Genomic DNA, 16507 nt, shown 5'->3' with positions numbered 1-16507 from the left:
GTGGTCGCGCTAGACAGTGTCGGCGCCGATGACGTTGCAGGGCCACCACTTCGCGCGCTGGCCAACGGTGTTCCGAAGATGGTGGGCGCGAAACTCGCGCTGAAGCTGCCCAACACGGTGCCGCCACCACCGGCGCTCGTGGCGCTGATCGGACCTGACGTGGGCTGCAGACCAGGACCCGTCGCGGCGGGGCCGCTTGGGTTGATCAAGCCGAGCACCGTCAACGCGGTTCGCTCACTATCGGTGCGATCGGTGATCGGGGTGCCGAACGTCGTCAGCATCGGTGATGGCAAGACAGCTACCGGTTGCATGTTCGCGCTGGGGTTTCCGCCGCTCCGGAGAGGACGCGGCTGCAGTGCATCAGAAGCGAATGCCGCAGTGCCGCTGAGGGTTAGCACACTTGCCGCCACGGCGGCGGTTGCCTTGAGCGCCTTCGATTGGTGGCGCCTGCGGTGGCCGGGGGTGTTTTTGTGGACGTGAGATTGTGTGGGCGCGGACATGGCGGTTCCCTCTGTCTGTCGCGAAACATGGTTTGCTGACTGTCTCGCGCCAAACGTTAACCGTCGGCGGTCACCCTTGAATCAGGTGTTTCCCTATATACAGCGGCCGCGCACGGATTGATCAGAGGCGCCGCCGCTAGCGGGCGCCGAGAAGCACGTCGCGCTGATCCGCCATGCGGTCGCGGATCGCGTCCACTACCGCCGCGACTTCCGGCCGGCGCAGCGTCTCGGCGCGGGTGACGAGCCAGTACGTCAACTGAACCGCCACCGCATCGGGCAGGACGCGGACGAGGTCGTCGTGGCGGTCGGCCATGAAGCACGGCAGTAGGCCGATTCCCGCGGCTGCCCGAGTCGCCTCGACATGCACGAAAACATTGGTGGACGTGACCGATTCGCGCATGGCCGGGGCGAAGCTCGTCGCTACGTCGAGGTCGTCGACCTGCAGCATCGAGTCGATGAAGTAGACCAGCGGGAAACGCGCGAGGTCAGCGATGCTGGTCGGGGTGCCGTGCTCGGCGAGGTAGTCGCGGGCGCCGTAGAGACCCAGGCAATAGTCGCCCAGGCGGATTGCCTTGGCGCGGCGCACTTTTGGTTCGCCAACCACGACCTCGACGTCGAGGCCGGAGCGCTGCTGGGTGGCCCGGCGGGTGGCGGCGACAATCTCGACGGCCACGTTCGGATGGTCGCGCTGAACCTGGGCGGCGGCAGGAGCGGCGATGTACGCGCTGAACCCGTCGGTCGCCGAGATGCGGACCACGCCCTCCAGCGTGCGGCGGCCGCCGGGGTTGACGGTCAGGGATCGCACGGCCGATTCGACGGCTTCGGCTGCCGACAGTGCGTCACGGCCCAGATCTGTCAGCTCCCAGCCGCCGCCGACACGCGCGAGCACCCGACCGCCGATCGACTGCTCCAGCGCCGCTATCCGGCGCGAGATGGTGGTGTGGTTGATCCCGAGTTCTTCGGCCGCGGTGTTGTAGCGACCGGAGCGTCCGACAGCCAGCAACACCAGCAGGTCATCGGCACTGGGCCTGCGGCCGGACGGCAAAGTCATATCTGCATTTTTGCAGATGACTGCTGCGGTTTTGGTCATTGCAGCCAGGGGTACCTGCATGAATACTCACAGTCGTCTGTGTGGGGCATCACAATCGAGGAGCGTCCGATGACGATTCACAATGAGACACCGCCCGCCGGCAGCGAACCCGGGTCCGTACCGACCGGCCTCAAGCGGGTGGTGGCCGCTTCGATGGCCGGCACGGTCGTCGAGTGGTACGAGTTCTTCCTGTACGGCACCGCGGCCACGCTCGTCTTCAACAAGGTGTTCTTCGCACAGGCCGGCAGCGAGCTGGACGCGATATTGGCGGCGCTTGTGACCTATGCGGTCGGGTTCTTCGCGCGCCCGCTCGGCGGCGTGGTGTTCGGGCACTTCGGTGACAAGTACGGGCGCAAGAAACTGCTGCAGTTCAGCATTCTGCTGGTCGGTGCCGTCACGTTCCTGATGGGCTGTCTGCCCACCTTCGGGCAGATCGGCTACTGGGCTCCGGCGTTGCTGGTGGTGTTGCGGTTCCTCCAAGGCTTCGCAGTCGGCGGCGAGTGGGGTGGGGCGGTGCTGTTGGTGGCGGAGCACAGCCCCAACCGCAGCCGCGCGTTCTGGGCCAGTTGGCCGCAGGCCGCTGTACCCGTCGGGAACATGCTCGCCACCGTGGTGCTCCTTCTGTTGAACGCGGCGCTTTCTGATGAGTCCTTCCTGTCGTGGGGATGGCGGGTCGCGTTCTGGCTGTCGGCCGTGGTGGTGCTCATCGGCTACTACATCCGCACCAAGGTGAGCGACGCGCCGATATTCCTCGAGGCGCAACAGGAAATCGAGCGGGTCAAGGCCGTGTCGTATGGTGTGTTCGAGGTGCTCAAGCGGTATCCGCGTGGGGTTTTCACCGCGATGGGCCTGCGGTTTGCCGAGAACATCATGTACTACTTGGTGGTCATCGTCTCGATCACCTATCTCAAGCAGCAGGTCGGTGCCGACACCAGCCCCATCCTGTTGTGGCTGCTGGTCGCACACGCGGTGCACTTCTTGGTCATCCCACAGGTGGGGCGGCTGGCGGACCGATTCGGACGGCGTCCCGTGTACATCGTCGGCGCCATCGGCGCGGGGACGTGGGGCTTCTTCGGATTCCCGATGATGGACACCGGTAATTACCTCCTCATCATGGCTGCGATCATCATCGGCCTGATCATCCACGCACTCATGTACGCCCCACAGCCGGCCATCATGGCCGAGATGTTCCCGACCCGCATGCGGTATTCCGGCGTCTCCCTTGGCTATCAGGTCACCTCGATCGTGGCGGGGTCCCTGGCCCCCATCATCGCCGTGAAACTGCTCGACATCTACGACACCTGGGTGCCGATCGCGCTGTACCTGGCCGGGGCCGCTGTGATCACCCTCGTGGCGGCGCTGTTTATGCGGGAGACAAACGGGATTGATCTGGAGAGCGTCGACGAGGCCGATCGCGAGGACCTCGCCAGGAGCGGCGTCGTATGACCGACCTGAACGGCCGCGCGGCGCTCGTCACTGGCGGCGCGAGCGGTATCGGCGCGGCATGCGCGCGGGAACTCGCGTCCAGGGGCGCGGTGGTCACCGTCGCCGATGTCGACGACGTGGGCGCGAAGGCGCTCGCCGACGAGATCGGCGGAAAGGCTTGGGCAGTGGACCTTTCCGATGTCGCGGCGCTCGAGGATCTTCGGCTCGAGGTCGACATACTGGTCAACAATGCCGGCGTGCAGCATGTCAGCCCGATCGCGGAGTTCCCCCCTGAGCGGTTCCGGTTCATGCTCGCGCTGATGGTGGAGGCGCCGTTTCTTCTGATCCGGGCCGCGCTGCCCCACATGTACGGGAACGGATTCGGCCGGATCGTCAACATTTCGTCGGTGCACGGCTTGCGGGCATCCGAATTCAAGTCCGCCTATGTCACCGCCAAGCATGCACTCGAGGGCCTCTCCAAGGTCACCGCGTTGGAAGGTGGACCTCACAAGGTGACCAGCAACTGCGTCGATCCGGGGTACGTTCGTACCGCGCTGGTGACGAAGCAGATCGCGGACCAGGCGCGTACGCACGACATCCCCGAGGATGAGGTAGTGGAGAAGATCCTGCTGAAGGAAAGCGCCATCAAGCGCCTTGTCGAGCCCGAAGAGGTTGCGTCGCTGGTGGGTTGGCTGGCCTCGCCGGCGGCCGGAATGGTCACGGGCGCGTCGTACACCATGGACGGCGGCTGGAGCGCGCGATGACCGAACCGCAGTGGGTCCCCACGGAGCAGGACATAACCGACGCGCGGGTGACCGATTTCGGGCGATTTGTGGGCGAGCGCACGGGTCTGCCCATGGCGGACTATCACGCTCTGTGGCAATGGTCGGTCGATGAGCCGGCTGCGTTCTGGGCGGCATTGTGGGACTACTTCGCGCTCGGCGACGCCCCTGATGTGGTGCTGGACAACCCACAGATGCCTGGCGCCCAGTGGTTTCCCGGTACTCGGTTGAACTACGTCGACCAGGTCGTGCGCAGTGCGCGAACGGACCGGCCCGCCATCGTCCACGTCAGCGAAGACGGCTCGACTGTGGAGTTGTCGTGGGCCGAATTGCTCGGTCGTACAGCCACATTCGCGCGCAGGTTGCAATCCCTGGGGGTCACGTCGGGTGACCGGGTTGTCGGCTACCTACCGAATATTCCCGAAGCGGTCATCGCATTCCTGGCGACCGCGAGCATCGGCGCGATCTGGAGCGCCTGCGGACAGGACTACTCGGCCAAGGCGGCGCTGGACCGGCTCGGCCAGCTCGAGCCAATCGTCCTGGTGACGGCCGACGGGTACCGGTTCGGCGGGAAGTGGCACGACAAGCGTGACGAAATTTCGGCTCTTGCTGCTGGGCTGCCGTCGCTGCGGGCCACGGTGATGGCATCGGAGCTGGCGAGCGCCGACGACGGCGGCGAGCTCGATATCGTGCCGGTGGACTTCAGTCATCCGCTGTGGATTCTCTTCTCGTCGGGAACGACGGGGTTGCCCAAGGGCATCATGCACGGCCACGGCGGTGTCGTGCTTGAACATCTGAAAGCGATTGCGCTGCAGTCAGATATCGGGCCCGACGACACGTTCTTCTGGTACACCAGCCCGAGCTGGATGATGTGGAACTTCCAGGTCGCCGGCCTCTTGGTGGGAGCGACGATCGTCTGTTATGACGGAAGTCCTACCGCTCCAGGGCCGGATGCGTTGTGGGACATTGCAGCCCGCGTCGGTGCGACGGTGTTCGGTACCAGCCCTGGGTATGTGTTGGGGTGTATCAAAGCAGGTGCCGTGCCGCGTAAGGAGCACGATCTGTCGGCACTGCGCACCGTCGGCATCACCGGGTCATCTCTGCCACCGTCGTCGTCGCTGTGGTTGCGGGACAACGTCGGCGAACACGTACAGGTGGCGTCGATCAGCGGCGGCACCGACGTGGTGTCCGCATTCATCGGCGGTGTACGCACCGTACCGGTCTGGCCGGGGGAGCTGTCGGCGCCCTATCTCGGGGTTGCGCTCGATGCGTGGGACGAGTCAGGCAAGCCGGTGCGCGGCGAGGTGGGGGAGCTGGTGGTTACCAAGCCGATGCCGTCGATGCCGATCGAGTTCTGGAACGATGCCGATGGATCTCGGTACCGCGCAGCGTATTTCGAGATGTTCCCAGGAGTGTGGCGGCACGGCGACTGGATCACGATCACCGACCACGGCAGCATCACGGTGCACGGGCGGTCGGACTCGACGCTGAATCGTCACGGCATCCGGATGGGCAGCGCGGACATCTACCAGGCGGTGGAGCGTCTGCCGGAGATCGCGGAGTCGTTGGTGATCGGCGCAGAGCAACCCGACGGCGGCTACTGGATGCCGCTCTTCGTCGTGCTGGCCGGCGATGCGCAATTGACCGACGAACTGAAGGACCGGATCTGCGACACCATCCGCGCCGAGGTGTCGCGGCGGCACGTGCCCGACGAGATTCTCGAAGCTCCCGGCATTCCACATACCCGTACCGGCAAGAAGCTTGAAGTGCCGATCAAGAAGCTGCTGCAGGGCGGCGACCCCGCGCGCGTTGTCGAGAGCAGCGCTGTTGATAACCCCGCGCTTCTTGACTGGTACGCGAAACAGCGTCGGTAGCGCTGCTTTGTAACGCGAGAGTGCGGAATATGATGAATATCAGCCGAATTCCGTCATATATCGCACTCTGGGCGCAGGCGCAGGCGCTAGCGGAGCCAGGATCCAATGCGGCGCAACGCCTCTTCGATATCGCTCGTTGGCCCGGCGAACGAGAGCCGCACGAACGAGCCGCCGCGCACGGTGTCGAAGTCGATGCCCGGCGCGATCGCAACGCCGGTGTCGTGCAATAACTTCGAGCAGAACGACAGCGAATCCGTCGTGTGGTCGGAGACGTCGGCGTACACGTAGAAGGCGCCATCTGTGGGGGCGAGCCGGTCAAGGCCGATTCGACGCAGCCCGTCGAGCAGCAGGTCGCGGTTGGCTGCGTAACGGTGCAGATGCCCCTCGGCCTCGGCGACCGACTCGGGAGTGAAGGCCGCAACCGCCGCATACTGCGGCAGGACCGGCGGGCAGATGGTGAAGTTGCCGGTCAAGCAGTCCACAGCGCGAAGCAGGCCTCCTGGGACCAGCAGCCAGCCGAGCCGCCACCCGGTCATCGCGAAGTACTTCGAAAAGCTGTTGACCACCACGGCATCTCGTGATGTCTGCCATGCGCAGCTGGTCGCCGGCGCGCCTTCGTATACCAGCCCGTGGTAGACCTCGTCACTGATCAGCCGGACACCTGATGCCTCACACCATGACGCGATCGCGGCCAGCTCCTCGGGCGGGATCACCGTCCCGGTCGGGTTGGCCGGGCTGGCGACCACGACACCCTTGACTGGCGGATCGAGCGCGGCGAGCATCTGCACCGTCGGCTGGAACCGGGTGTCCGGTCCGCATGGCATCTCGACCACTTCGCAACCCAACGCAGAAAGGATGTTGCGGTAGCACGGATAGCCTGGGCTGGCGATGGCCACCCGGTCGCCGACGTCAAAGCACGCGAGGAACGCCAATAGGAAGCCGCCGCTCGAGCCGGTGGTGAGCACCACTTCCTGGGGGTCGACGTCGATGCCGTATCGGTCCGCATACGACCCGGCGATTGCCGTGCGCAATTCGGGAATGCCCAACGCGACGGAGTAGCCGAGAACAGTGTTGTTCAGCGCCTCTATCGCCGCCGCGCGCACGGCCGCCGGCGCGCCCACGCTCGGCTGTCCCGCTGAGAGATTCACCAGGTCGCCGTGCGTGCGCTGGCGCTCGGCCGCGGCCAGCCACACATCCATCACATAGAAGGGCGGGATGCCGGCACGAAGCGCAACGCGGTCGCTCACTTGAGCCACGTTAGACGGACGGCCGCCGCTGGGGCGGAATGCGGTCACCGAACAGACGCCGAGCATTCTCCGAACCGACCTGCCGTCGCACTGCTTCGTCCATCGGGTAGGCGGCGAGAAACTCGGCGCCCGCCTTGTTGTCATCCATTGGGTAGTCGACGGAGAACATCACCCGCTCGGCACCCATCACCTCGAGTGTGCAGGCGAACGCCGGTCCATTGAAGTTCCCGCTCAAAGTCACATGGAAGTTGGTCCGAAGGTACTCCGATGGAAGACGCTCGAGCTTGCGGCCGCGCGCCGACGGATCACCCCCCAACCCGTAATACCGGTCGACCCGGTAGGCGGCGAACGGCAACATCTCGCCAAGGTGGCCGAGGATCATCTGCAGTCGCGGGAACCGATCGAACAACCCGGAGTAGATCAGCCGCAGCGCGTGCGTGCCGGTCTCCGCGGCGAAACCCCATGACGCAAGATGCAGGCCATCGCCGACGTAGGGCGCAAACCAGGCATCCATCACCGCGGGATGCGGCGTCGTCGGGTGCAAATAGATCGGCACGTCCAGCTCCTGCGCACACTCGAACAGCCCGCTATAGGCAGGGTCGTCCAAGTAGCGGCCTTGGCAATGACCGTTGATCAGCGCACCCACGAGGCCCAGTTCGTTTACAGCTCTGCGTAGTTCGGCCGCCGCAGCGTCGGGGTCCTGAGTGGCCAGTGTTGCGAATCCGCCCAACCTGTCAGGCATGGAGCGCACCGATTCGGCCAGGTCGTCGTTGGCGCTTCGGGCAAGGTCAACTGCGCGCGGCACATCGGTCTCGTCCTGCACGCCCGGGTCGAACAGCGACATGATCTGGAAGTCGATGCCGGCGGCGTCCATCTGCTCCAAACGCAGGTCGCCGCGGTCATACAGGCGCTGGTAAGCGGTGGTGTTGTTCTCCCGCAACCAGTTACCGACGACGTTCTCGGCACTGGCCGGGTCCCACGCGTAATGCTCTTCCAGGGCGATCAACGACATGGATTCTCCATTCGACAGACCGGGCAAAGCATAGTCTTACGGGCGTGAACCCCCCGGGATGCAACCATGATCACACGCTGGACCTGGCCACCATCTCGAGAAGGTCGCTCCTGGCGGCTTCGTCGGCCGCTGTCGGCGCCGCCGTTCTGAGCGCGTCGGCGTGTAGTTCGGCAACACCGTCGAAATCGCCTGAGTCCCCGCCCGCGCTGCCCGAGAATGCGCTGATCACCCTCGGAGTCCAAGCCGGACCTCCACCGGTCCCCAACATGACAGGAATCTCGACTGCCCTGAAGATCGGCAGCGACGTGTATCAGATCGACTGCGGCTTGGGCTCTTTGAACGCCTTTACCAACGCGGGGCTGCGATTCGACGATCTGAAAAGCATGTTCATCACCCATCTGCACACCGACCACATCGTCGACTACTACAGCTTCTTCCTCTCCGGTGGATATACCGCCTCGAAGGGCAAGGCGCCGGTAACGGTTTACGGTCCAGGGCCGGCCGGTGGCTTGCCGCCGAGTGAGGTCGGCAACGCGGATCCAGCGACGATCAACCCCCGCAACCCTGCACCGGGACTCGCCGCCACCAGCGACGCCCTGCTGCAGGCATACGCCTACACCAGCAACCTGTTCATTCGCGACATGGGAATCGACGACATCCAGAGCCTGCTCGAGGTCAACGAGATCACGGTGCCACCAGGATCGGACTACCGCAGCAGGTCGCCGAAAACTGCCCCGTTCCCGGTGGTTTCCGACGAGAATGTCACCGTCACCGCCACACTGGTCTCCCACTACGATGTCTACCCGGCATTCGGATTCCGCTTTGATCTGAAGAAATCTGGTGTGTCCGTGACCTTTTCAGGAGACACCACCAAGTCCGACAACCTGATTGCCCTCGCCAAAGACACCGACATCCTGGTGCACGAGGCGCAATTCAGCCTCGACGATGCCTATTACCACAACAGATTCCCGCCGAACTACCTGGTGAAGTCGCACACATCGGCAGAGCAGGTCGGTGAAGTCGCCGCGGCGGCCAACGCCAAGCACGTGATCCTGAGCCACTACAGCCCAACGGATCTGCCGGACTCCGAATGGTTCGACGCAATCGGAAAGAACTTCTCAGGCAAGACCACCGTCGCACGTGACGGCCAGGTCTTCGCCCTCTGAACGCTAGAACACCTCGGATTCGAGCCGGCGAAGATGCTCCCTCGGCGGCCCGAGCAGTTGCGCGCTGGCGTGCGCGCGCTTGAAGTACAACTGGATGTCGTGCTCCCAGGTAATCGCGATGCCGCCATGCATCTGCACGGCCTCCGCGGCGACCTTGGAGAACGCCTCACTGGCAGCGACCCGGGCCAGCGCCGCCGTCGTCGCCGACGGCTCGGCGATCGCCTCGTTGACAACCGCCCGCGCCGACTGCACCGCGACATACAGATCGGCCATCCGGTGCTTGAGCGCCTGGAAACTGCCGATCGGGCGGCCGAACTGCACACGGTCCTTGGTGTATTCGACGGTCAGATCGAGGCACTTCGCTGCGGCGCCGATCTGCTCGGCCGCCAACAGGATCGCGGCCGTGCCCGCCAGACCGGGATCGGTGCCGATGTCCGCGGTCTGTTGCGGCTCAACCCGCGCCAGCTTCCTCGTCAGATCCATGGTGTCGACGGGCCGCGCGGTGAAGCTTGTCCAGCGGGTGAGCGTCTTGCCGTCGGCGGCGATGACGATGTCGGCGATGCCACCGTTGACGACATAGTCGCGGCCCGAATTCTCTTCGCGCGAGCGCTCATCGGCTTCGAACACCACGGCGCCGATCTTGGTGCCCTCGGCCAGCCCTTCGAGAGTATCGCCGTCCGGCTCGTCGGATGCCAGCAGCGCCAGCTCGGCCAGCGTGCTGCCCAGCAGCGGCGTGGGGACCAAACTCCGTCCGAGCTCCTCGAGCACCACGGCGGCGTCCCCGAGTTCACCGCCTGCACCGCCCAATTCCTCGGGCACCACCAGTGCCGCGGCGCCGACCTGTTCGCACAGCAGTTTCCAGAGCGACTCGTCGTAGCCTCGCTCCGACGCCATCGCTTCACGCACCGCCGCAGGCGACGCGTGCTTCTCGACCAGTGCGGCGACGGTTTCGCGCAGCAATTCCCGTTCCTCAGTCATCAGAGCGCCTCCAACACCCGCCTGCGGTGCACGGTCGGATCGCCCCACGCAGATCGCAGGGCCTGCACCCGCAACAGCCACAGCGACAGATCGTGTTCCTGAGTGAAGCCGATGGCGCCGTGGGTCTGCAGCGACGAACGCGCCGCCAGCAGGGCGGCATCGGCGGCGGCGACCTTGGCGGCGCTGACATCGCGCGCCGTATCAATTGAATTGTCGCCCAGCGACAGCGCCGCCCCGTATACGAGTGGCCGCGCCAGCTCGATGGCGATGTGCACGTCGGCGAGCTTGTGCTTGATCGCCTGGTAGGACCCGATCACCCGCCCGAACTGACTGCGTTGCTTGGCGTATTCGACCGAGGCGTCCAGCATCGCCTGGCCCGCCCCCACCAATTGCGCGGCCGTGGCCAGCACACCGAACTCGTAGGCGCGCGCGACGTCGGCGGGCTGCGCCTCACCGGTTGCGGTGACGTCGAACAACTTTCGGCTTGGGTCGACGGACGCATGTTGTGTGCCGGGCTGGCCGTCACGCACCGAGCCGTCGGCGGCGACAAGGATCAGGCCCGCCGAGTCGGCATCTACGGCGCGCGGCACATGGGGCGCAAGCGCGACGGTGGCGATCAACTCACCTGCGGCAAGCGCGGCGCTCCGATCGTCGTTGGCCAGCAGAATCGGTGCCACCGCAATGGATTCGGTGACCGGCCCTGGCACACACCACCGGCCCAGCCGTTCCGCGGCGACCACCAGGTCGACCGGGTGCGCATCGATGCCGTCGAACTTCTCCGGTACCGCCAACGCGGTGACGCCGAGGTCGGTCAGCTGCGCCCACACCTTGCGGCCGGGCGCGGTGTCGCCCGCGGCCCATGCCCGAACCGCGCTCGGCAGATCGGCCGCTGCCAGTGCAGCGTCGATGCTGGCCGCGAAGTCCCGCTGCTGTTCGTCAGTCTCAAAAAACACAGTCGAATCTCACCTCTTAGATTCCCGCGGCAGACCTAGCAGGCGCTCGGCGATGATGTTGCGCTGAATCTCGTTGGTACCGGCATAGATCGGGCCGCCGAGCGCGAACAGCAAGCCCTCGGTCCACGAATCGGCGAGCTCGCCGTCTGCACCCCGCATGTCCAACGCGGTCTGGTGCAGTGTCACGTCGAGGTCCGACCAGAACACCTTGGTCACCGACGACTCCGCGCCCAGCTCGCCGCCGGCGGCGACGCGCGTCACCGTCCCGAACGTGTGCAGCCGGTATGCCTGGGCCTTGATCCACGCGTCGGCGACGCGGTCGGTGAACGCCGCTTTAATGTCCCTGTCAGGGTTGGCTTTCCACTGCTGCACCAGCCGTTCGGCCGGTGCCAAGAACCTGGCCGGGCTGCGCAGCGACATGCCGCGCTCGTTGCTCGACGTGCTCATCGCCGCGCGCCAGCCGTCGTGCACCGCGCCGATCACATCGTTGTCCGGCACGAACACGTCGTCGAGGAAGATCTCACCGAAGCCGGTGTCACCGCCGAGCTGCGCGATCGGCCGGACCGTGATGCCGCTGGCCTTCAGGTCGAACATGAAGTACGTCAGCCCGCGGTGACGTTCCGCCTCGGGGTCCGAGCGAAACAGGCCAAACGCCCTCTCCCCAAACGGGGCTCGCGAGCTCCAGATCTTCTGGCCGTTGAGCAGCCAGCCGCCGTCGGACTTGGTCGCGGTCGACCGTAGCGACGCCAGATCGCTGCCGGACTCCGGTTCGGACCAGGCCTGCGCCCAGATCTCCTCGCCGCTGGCCATCTTCGGCAGCACGCGGTCCAGCTGCTCCTCGGTGCCGTGCGCGAACAGCGTCGGCGCCAGCATCGACGTACCGTTGGCGCTGGCCCGTCCTGGTGCGCCGGCGCGGAAGTACTCCTCCTCGTATACCACCCATTGCAACAAGCTGGCATCGCGACCGCCGTACTTCTCGGGCCACGTGATCACCGAAAGGCCGGCGTCGAACAGCACCTTGTCCCAACGCCGGTGTTGCTCGAAGCCCTCGGCGGTGTCATAGGACTTGGTCGGGAAGGAATCCTTGTTCGCCGCAAGGAAGTCACGAACCTCCGCCTGGAATTCGCGCGTGGTGTCGTCAAAGCTCAGGTCCATCAGGCCCTCTCACGAAGTAGCGGCTTGACCACTTTGCCGCCCGGGTTGCGCGGCAGCACATCGAGGAACTCCACCGACCGGGGCGCCTTGAAGTTCGCCAAATGCTCACGGGTGTAAGCGATGACAGTCTGTTCGTCAAGCGTCGCGCCGGGTTTGGTCACCACGAACGCCTTGCCGACCTCGCCGAGCCGTTCGTCGGCAACCCCGATGACCGCGGACTCGGCGACACCGTCCAGGCGTGCCAGTACCTGTTCGATCTCTGCGGGATAGACGTTGAACCCGCCGCAGATGTACATGTCCTTGAGCCGGTCGGTGATCTTCAAATTGCCGGCTTCGTCGACGATACCGACATCGCCGGTGTGCAACCAGCCGTCCGAATCGATTGCGGCAGCGGTGGCTTCGGGATCGTCGAGGTAGCCGAGCATCACGTTCGGGCCGCGCAGCAGTACTTCGTCGTGTTCACCGATACTCAGCTCGAAGTCGGCGATCGGCCGACCACAGGTGGTGGCGACGGTGACCGCGTCGTCGTCGGCGCGGCACATCGTCCCGAACCCGCTGGCCTCGGTCAGGCCGTAGGCGGTCAGCACGATGTCGATGTCCAACTCGTTCTGCATCCGTTCGATCAGCACAACAGGGATGACCGCGGCGCCGGTCACCGCGAACCGTAGCGAGCTCAGGTCGTAGTCGGCGCGCTTGGGATGGTCGAGCAGAGTTTGGTAGATCGTCGGCGGCCCCGGCAGCACGGTGATGCGGTGATCCTGCACGGCCTGCATGGCCTTTTCGGGGTCGAAGGTCAGCTGGGGGATCAAGGTGGCCCCGGTCTGCAGGCAGGCAAGGATGCCGGCCTTGTAACCGAAGTTGTGGAAGAACGGGTTGATGCACAGGTAGCGGTCGTCACTGGTGAGCTGTCCGCACTCGGCCCATGCCGCAGGCGCGTCCAACGACTGCCGGTGCGCGCACAGCGCGCCCTTGCTGCGGCCGGTGGTGCCGGAGGTGAACAGAATGTCGGAGACGTCGTCGGGCTTCACCGCGGCGGCGCGTGCGTCGACTTGATCTTTGGCGGCGAGGCCGCCCCCGCGGCTCACGAACTCGTCCCAGGTTCCGTCGTCCTTGTCGATCGGCACGCGAACGATGTGGCGCAGGGCGGGCAGCGCATCGCGGTCCAAGTCCGCGGTTTTGTCGGCGCCGAGGAACTCACCGGCGGCGACCAGAAGGGGAGCGCCAGTGCGGGCGAGGATGTCGGTGGCCTCGCTGGCGGTGTAGCGGGTGTTCAACGGCACCAGCACGCCGCCGGCGTAGTGCGTTGCCAGACACGCCACCACCCAGTGCCACGTGTTCGGCGACCAGATCGCGACCCGATCCCCGGCGTTGACGCCCAGCGCGATCATCGCCGCGGCGGCCCGTCGGACCTCTGCCCGCAATTCACCGAACGTGAACCGCCGATCATCGGTGACCAGCGCATTTCGGTCGGAGAATTGGTCGGCAATCCGGTCGAGAACCCGCGGAATGGTCCTCGGATGGCCAGTCATGGATGCTCCTCTAACAAAGCAAGTGCTTGGTAGGTTAGCCTACAAGGGTGATACAGGTCCAGGAGTTCAGGGCCGAGGTCCGCGAGTGGCTGGCCGACAATCTGGTCGGCGAATTCGCCGCGCTCAAGGGCCTTGGCGGGCCGGGGCGCGAGCACGAAGCCTTCGAGGAACGGCGAGCGTGGAACCAGCATTTAGCGGCGGCAGGTCTGACGTGTCTTGGCTGGCCGCAGGAGCACGGCGGCCGCGGCCTTTCCGTCGCGCACCGGGTGGCCTTCTACGAGGAATACGCGATCGCCAACGCGCCAGCGAAGATCAACCACTTCGGTGAAGAGCTGCTGGGGCCGACGCTCATCGCGTACGGCACATCCGAGCAGCAGCAGCGGTTCCTGCCCAAGATTCTCGACGTCACCGAGCTGTGGTGCCAGGGCTACTCCGAGCCCGGAGCAGGCAGCGACCTCGCCAATGTGTCGACCACGGCAGAACTCGACGGCGACCAGTGGGTGATCAACGGCCAGAAGGTGTGGACGTCGCTGGCGCACTGGGCGCAATGGTGTTTCGTGGTGGCTCGCACGGAGAAGGGCTCCAAGCGTCACGCCGGGCTGTCGTATCTGCTGGTGCCGTTGGACCAGCCCGGTGTCGAGGTCCGTCCGATCGTGCAGCTGACCGGGGACTCCGAGTTCAACGAGGTGTTCTTCGACGACGCCCGAACCGATGCGAATCTGGTGGTCGGCGAACCCGGCGACGGCTGGCGGGTCGCGATGGGGACACTGACATTTGAGCGTGGTGTGTCGACACTCGGCCAGCAGATCGAGTACGCCCGCGAGTTGTCAGGTGTCGCAGAGTTGGCGAAACGCACTGGCGCCGCCGATGATCCGCTGATTCGGGAGCGCCTCACCAGGTCGTGGGCGGGGCTGCGCACCATGCGGTCATACGCGCTGGCGACGATGGACGTCGAGCAGCCCGGTCAGGACAACGTGTCGAAACTGTTGTGGGCCAACTGGCATCGCGATCTTGGTGAGATCGCCATGGACGTGTTGGGCCGCGAAGGTCTGACGCTGACCGATGGCGACTTCGACGAATGGCAGCGGCTGTATCTGTTCTCGCGATCGGACACCATCTACGGCGGTTCCAACGAGATTCAGCGCAATATCATCGCCGAGCGGGTGCTCGGCCTACCTAGAGAGGTTCGCGGATGAGCGCTTGCGCGAAGACCATAGGAAAAGCCGCATGAGCCTGGCGGACGCGCCGAAAGAGATTGACGGACACGGCCTTCTGGCCGGCAAGGTCGTCGTCGTGACGGCTGCCGCAGGCACGGGCATCGGATCATCGGTAGCGCGGCGTGCGCTACTCGAGGGCGCCGACGTCGTCGTCTCCGACCACCACGAGCGGCGATTGGGCGAGACCCGCGACCAGCTCGCAGAGCTCGGCCTCGGTCAGGTCGAAAGTGTGGTGTGCGACGTGACGTCCACCGCGCAGGTCGACGCGTTGATCGCCTCGACCACCGCCCGGATGGGACGCCTGGACGTATTGGTCAACAACGCAGGCTTGGGTGGGCAGACCCCCGTCGTCGACATGACCGACGAGGAGTGGGACCGCGTCTTCAACGTCACATTGACGTCGGTGATGCGTGCGACGCGCGCGGCGCTGCGGTACTTCCGCGAGGCGGACCACGGCGGCGTGATCGTCAACAACGCCAGCGTGCTTGGTTGGCGCGCGCAGCACTCACAGTCGCACTACGCCGCGGCCAAGGCCGGCGTGATGGCGCTAACCCGGTGCAGCGCAATCGAAGCTGTCGAGTACGGCGTGCGGATCAACGCGGTATCACCGAGTATCGCCCGGCATAAGTTCCTGGAGAAGACCAGTTCCTCGGATCTCCTGGACCGGCTGTCGGAAGGTGAGGCGTTCGGGCGTGCGGCCGAGCCATGGGAGGTGGCCGCCACCATCGCGTTCCTGGCCAGCGACTACTCCAGTTATCTGACCGGCGAAGTCATCTCGGTGTCGAGCCAGCGGGCCTGACAGACCGCGATCTCCACCGAATCTTCACAAACGCTGCCAAGAAGCCCCACATCCGGCCCCTACAGTCAGATGTGTGAAGCGAATCCTGGTGGTCGACGACGAGCCGACCATCCTGGACGCCGTCGCGACTCGGCTGCGTGCCGAGGAGTTCCTGGTCGAGACCGCCGTCGACGGACCGTCGGCCGTCGCCGCGGCCGCGGCCTCCCAACCGGACCTCGTGGTGCTCGACGTCATGTTGCCGGGCTTCGACGGGTTCGAGGTGTGCAGGCGGATCCAGGCGGCGCAGCCCATCCCAGTGCTGATGCTGACCGCGCGAACCGACGAAACCGACATGTTGATCGGGCTGGGTATCGGAGCCGACGACTACCTCACCAAACCGTTCAGCATGCGCGAACTCGTCGCGCGCGTCCGGGTGCTGCTGCGCCGCGTCGACCGGAGCGACCCAGCCCAACCACTGTGGATTGGTGACCATCGGATTGATCTGCAGGCCCGCAGGGTTCACAAGGGCGACGACGAAATCCACTTGACCCGAACCGAATTCGATCTGCTCATCTTTTTGGCGGGCCGGCCGCGCACGGCTGTCTCCCGCGATGCCCTGCTCGAACACGTGTGGGGCTGGGCGTCCGGGGTGGAAAGCCGGACCGTCGACACTCACGTAAAGGCGTTGCGCCGCAAGCTCGGCTCAGAACTCATCCGCACCGTGCACGGCGTCGGATACGCGCTGGAGCTACCGCGTTGAGCAGGCTTGCGGCTGTGTGGGATCGGCTGCCCAGGCCACTG

General features: G+C 65.4%; 15 protein-coding genes. 8 read left to right on the top strand and 7 right to left on the bottom strand.

What is annotated here, in order from left to right; all coding sequences use genetic code 11:
* On the top strand, positions 1 to 480 hold a 480-nt coding region (locus tag VFH65_RS01070), incomplete at its 5' end, for a hypothetical protein (protein WP_353319270.1).
* Positions 481 to 636: 156 nt separating this feature from the next.
* Here the strand turns inward: VFH65_RS01070 and VFH65_RS01065 are convergent.
* Positions 637 to 1551 carry a LysR family transcriptional regulator gene (locus tag VFH65_RS01065; RefSeq protein WP_353319269.1) on the bottom strand — a complete coding sequence of 305 codons (915 nt, stop codon included), beginning with the start codon at positions 1549 to 1551 and terminating at the stop codon, positions 637 to 639.
* A gap of 108 nt (positions 1552 to 1659) precedes the next feature.
* Here VFH65_RS01065 and VFH65_RS01060 point away from each other — a divergent pair, with 108 nt between their 5' ends.
* From VFH65_RS01060 to VFH65_RS01050, 3 genes are read left to right on the top strand one after another with little or no spacing between them, the layout of a single operon-like run.
* Positions 1660 to 3036, top strand: a complete 1377-nt coding sequence (locus VFH65_RS01060) for an MFS transporter (RefSeq protein ID WP_353319268.1) — start codon at positions 1660 to 1662, stop codon at positions 3034 to 3036.
* The gene (locus tag VFH65_RS01055) at positions 3033 to 3779 is read left to right on the top strand and encodes a 3-hydroxybutyrate dehydrogenase (protein ID WP_353319267.1); all 747 of its coding nucleotides are present in this window, start codon (positions 3033 to 3035) and stop codon (positions 3777 to 3779) included. The genes VFH65_RS01060 and VFH65_RS01055 overlap by 4 nt, the downstream gene beginning before the upstream one ends.
* Positions 3776 to 5671 carry an acetoacetate--CoA ligase gene (locus tag VFH65_RS01050; protein ID WP_353319266.1) on the top strand — a complete coding sequence of 632 codons (1896 nt, stop codon included), beginning with the start codon at positions 3776 to 3778 and terminating at the stop codon, positions 5669 to 5671. Before VFH65_RS01055 ends, VFH65_RS01050 begins: the two co-directional genes overlap by 4 nt.
* An 86-nt stretch (positions 5672 to 5757) precedes the next feature.
* Here VFH65_RS01050 and VFH65_RS01045 read toward each other — a convergent pair whose 3' ends face one another.
* Both VFH65_RS01045 and VFH65_RS01040 read right to left on the bottom strand, forming a co-directional pair.
* Positions 5758 to 6918 (bottom strand): pyridoxal phosphate-dependent aminotransferase, encoded by a 1161-nt coding sequence (locus tag VFH65_RS01045; RefSeq protein WP_353319265.1) that lies wholly within the window; start codon positions 6916 to 6918, stop codon positions 5758 to 5760.
* Positions 6919 to 6928: 10 nt separating this feature from the next.
* Positions 6929 to 7930, bottom strand: a complete 1002-nt coding sequence (locus VFH65_RS01040) for an amidohydrolase family protein (protein ID WP_353319264.1) — start codon at positions 7928 to 7930, stop codon at positions 6929 to 6931.
* A 44-nt stretch (positions 7931 to 7974) separates the two neighbouring features.
* Here VFH65_RS01040 and VFH65_RS01035 point away from each other — a divergent pair, with 44 nt between their 5' ends.
* A complete protein-coding gene (locus VFH65_RS01035) occupies positions 7975 to 9096 on the top strand; it encodes an MBL fold metallo-hydrolase (RefSeq protein WP_353319263.1) in 1122 nt (373 codons plus the stop codon).
* A gap of 3 nt (positions 9097 to 9099) precedes the next feature.
* On the opposite strand, the gene VFH65_RS01030 is transcribed toward VFH65_RS01035, so the two are convergent.
* Genes VFH65_RS01030 through fadD3 form a run of 4 tightly spaced genes read right to left on the bottom strand, consistent with a single transcriptional unit; the run spans position 9100 to position 13711 of the window.
* Entirely contained in the window at positions 9100 to 10074 is a 975-nt protein-coding gene (locus tag VFH65_RS01030; RefSeq protein ID WP_353319262.1) for an acyl-CoA dehydrogenase family protein, read from the bottom strand.
* A complete protein-coding gene (locus tag VFH65_RS01025) occupies positions 10074 to 11027 on the bottom strand; it encodes an acyl-CoA dehydrogenase family protein (protein WP_353319261.1) in 954 nt (317 codons plus the stop codon). Before VFH65_RS01025 ends, VFH65_RS01030 begins: the two co-directional genes overlap by 1 nt.
* A 9-nt stretch (positions 11028 to 11036) precedes the next feature.
* A complete protein-coding gene (locus VFH65_RS01020; RefSeq protein WP_353319260.1) occupies positions 11037 to 12182 on the bottom strand; it encodes an acyl-CoA dehydrogenase family protein in 1146 nt (381 codons plus the stop codon).
* Entirely contained in the window at positions 12182 to 13711 is a 1530-nt protein-coding gene (gene fadD3 / locus VFH65_RS01015; protein ID WP_353319259.1) for a 3-((3aS,4S,7aS)-7a-methyl-1,5-dioxo-octahydro-1H-inden-4-yl)propanoate--CoA ligase FadD3, read from the bottom strand. The genes VFH65_RS01020 and fadD3 overlap by 1 nt, the downstream gene beginning before the upstream one ends.
* A gap of 47 nt (positions 13712 to 13758) precedes the next feature.
* On the opposite strand from fadD3, the gene ipdE1 reads away from it, so the two are divergent.
* The 3 genes from ipdE1 (at position 13759) to VFH65_RS01000 (ending at position 16466) form a co-directional block, all read left to right on the top strand.
* The gene (gene ipdE1 / locus VFH65_RS01010) at positions 13759 to 14907 is read left to right on the top strand and encodes an acyl-CoA dehydrogenase IpdE1 (protein WP_353319258.1); all 1149 of its coding nucleotides are present in this window, start codon (positions 13759 to 13761) and stop codon (positions 14905 to 14907) included.
* Between the two features lie 31 nt (positions 14908 to 14938).
* On the top strand, positions 14939 to 15727 hold the full coding sequence (ipdF, locus tag VFH65_RS01005; RefSeq protein WP_353319257.1) for a (5R,7aS)-5-hydroxy-7a-methyl-1-oxo-2,3,5,6,7,7a-hexahydro-1H-indene-carboxyl-CoA reductase: 789 nt from the start codon (positions 14939 to 14941) through the stop codon (positions 15725 to 15727).
* A 73-nt stretch (positions 15728 to 15800) separates the two neighbouring features.
* Positions 15801 to 16466 (top strand): response regulator transcription factor, encoded by a 666-nt coding sequence (locus VFH65_RS01000; RefSeq protein ID WP_353319256.1) that lies wholly within the window; start codon positions 15801 to 15803, stop codon positions 16464 to 16466.
* Positions 16467 to 16507: the final 41 nt, after the last annotated feature.

It is taken from the genome of Mycobacterium sp. (assembly GCF_035697385.1).
Lineage (GTDB): Bacteria > Actinomycetota > Actinomycetes > Mycobacteriales > Mycobacteriaceae > Mycobacterium.
Note: the sequence above shows the minus strand (reverse complement) of the source record. Positions and strands in the feature narration are given on the sequence as shown.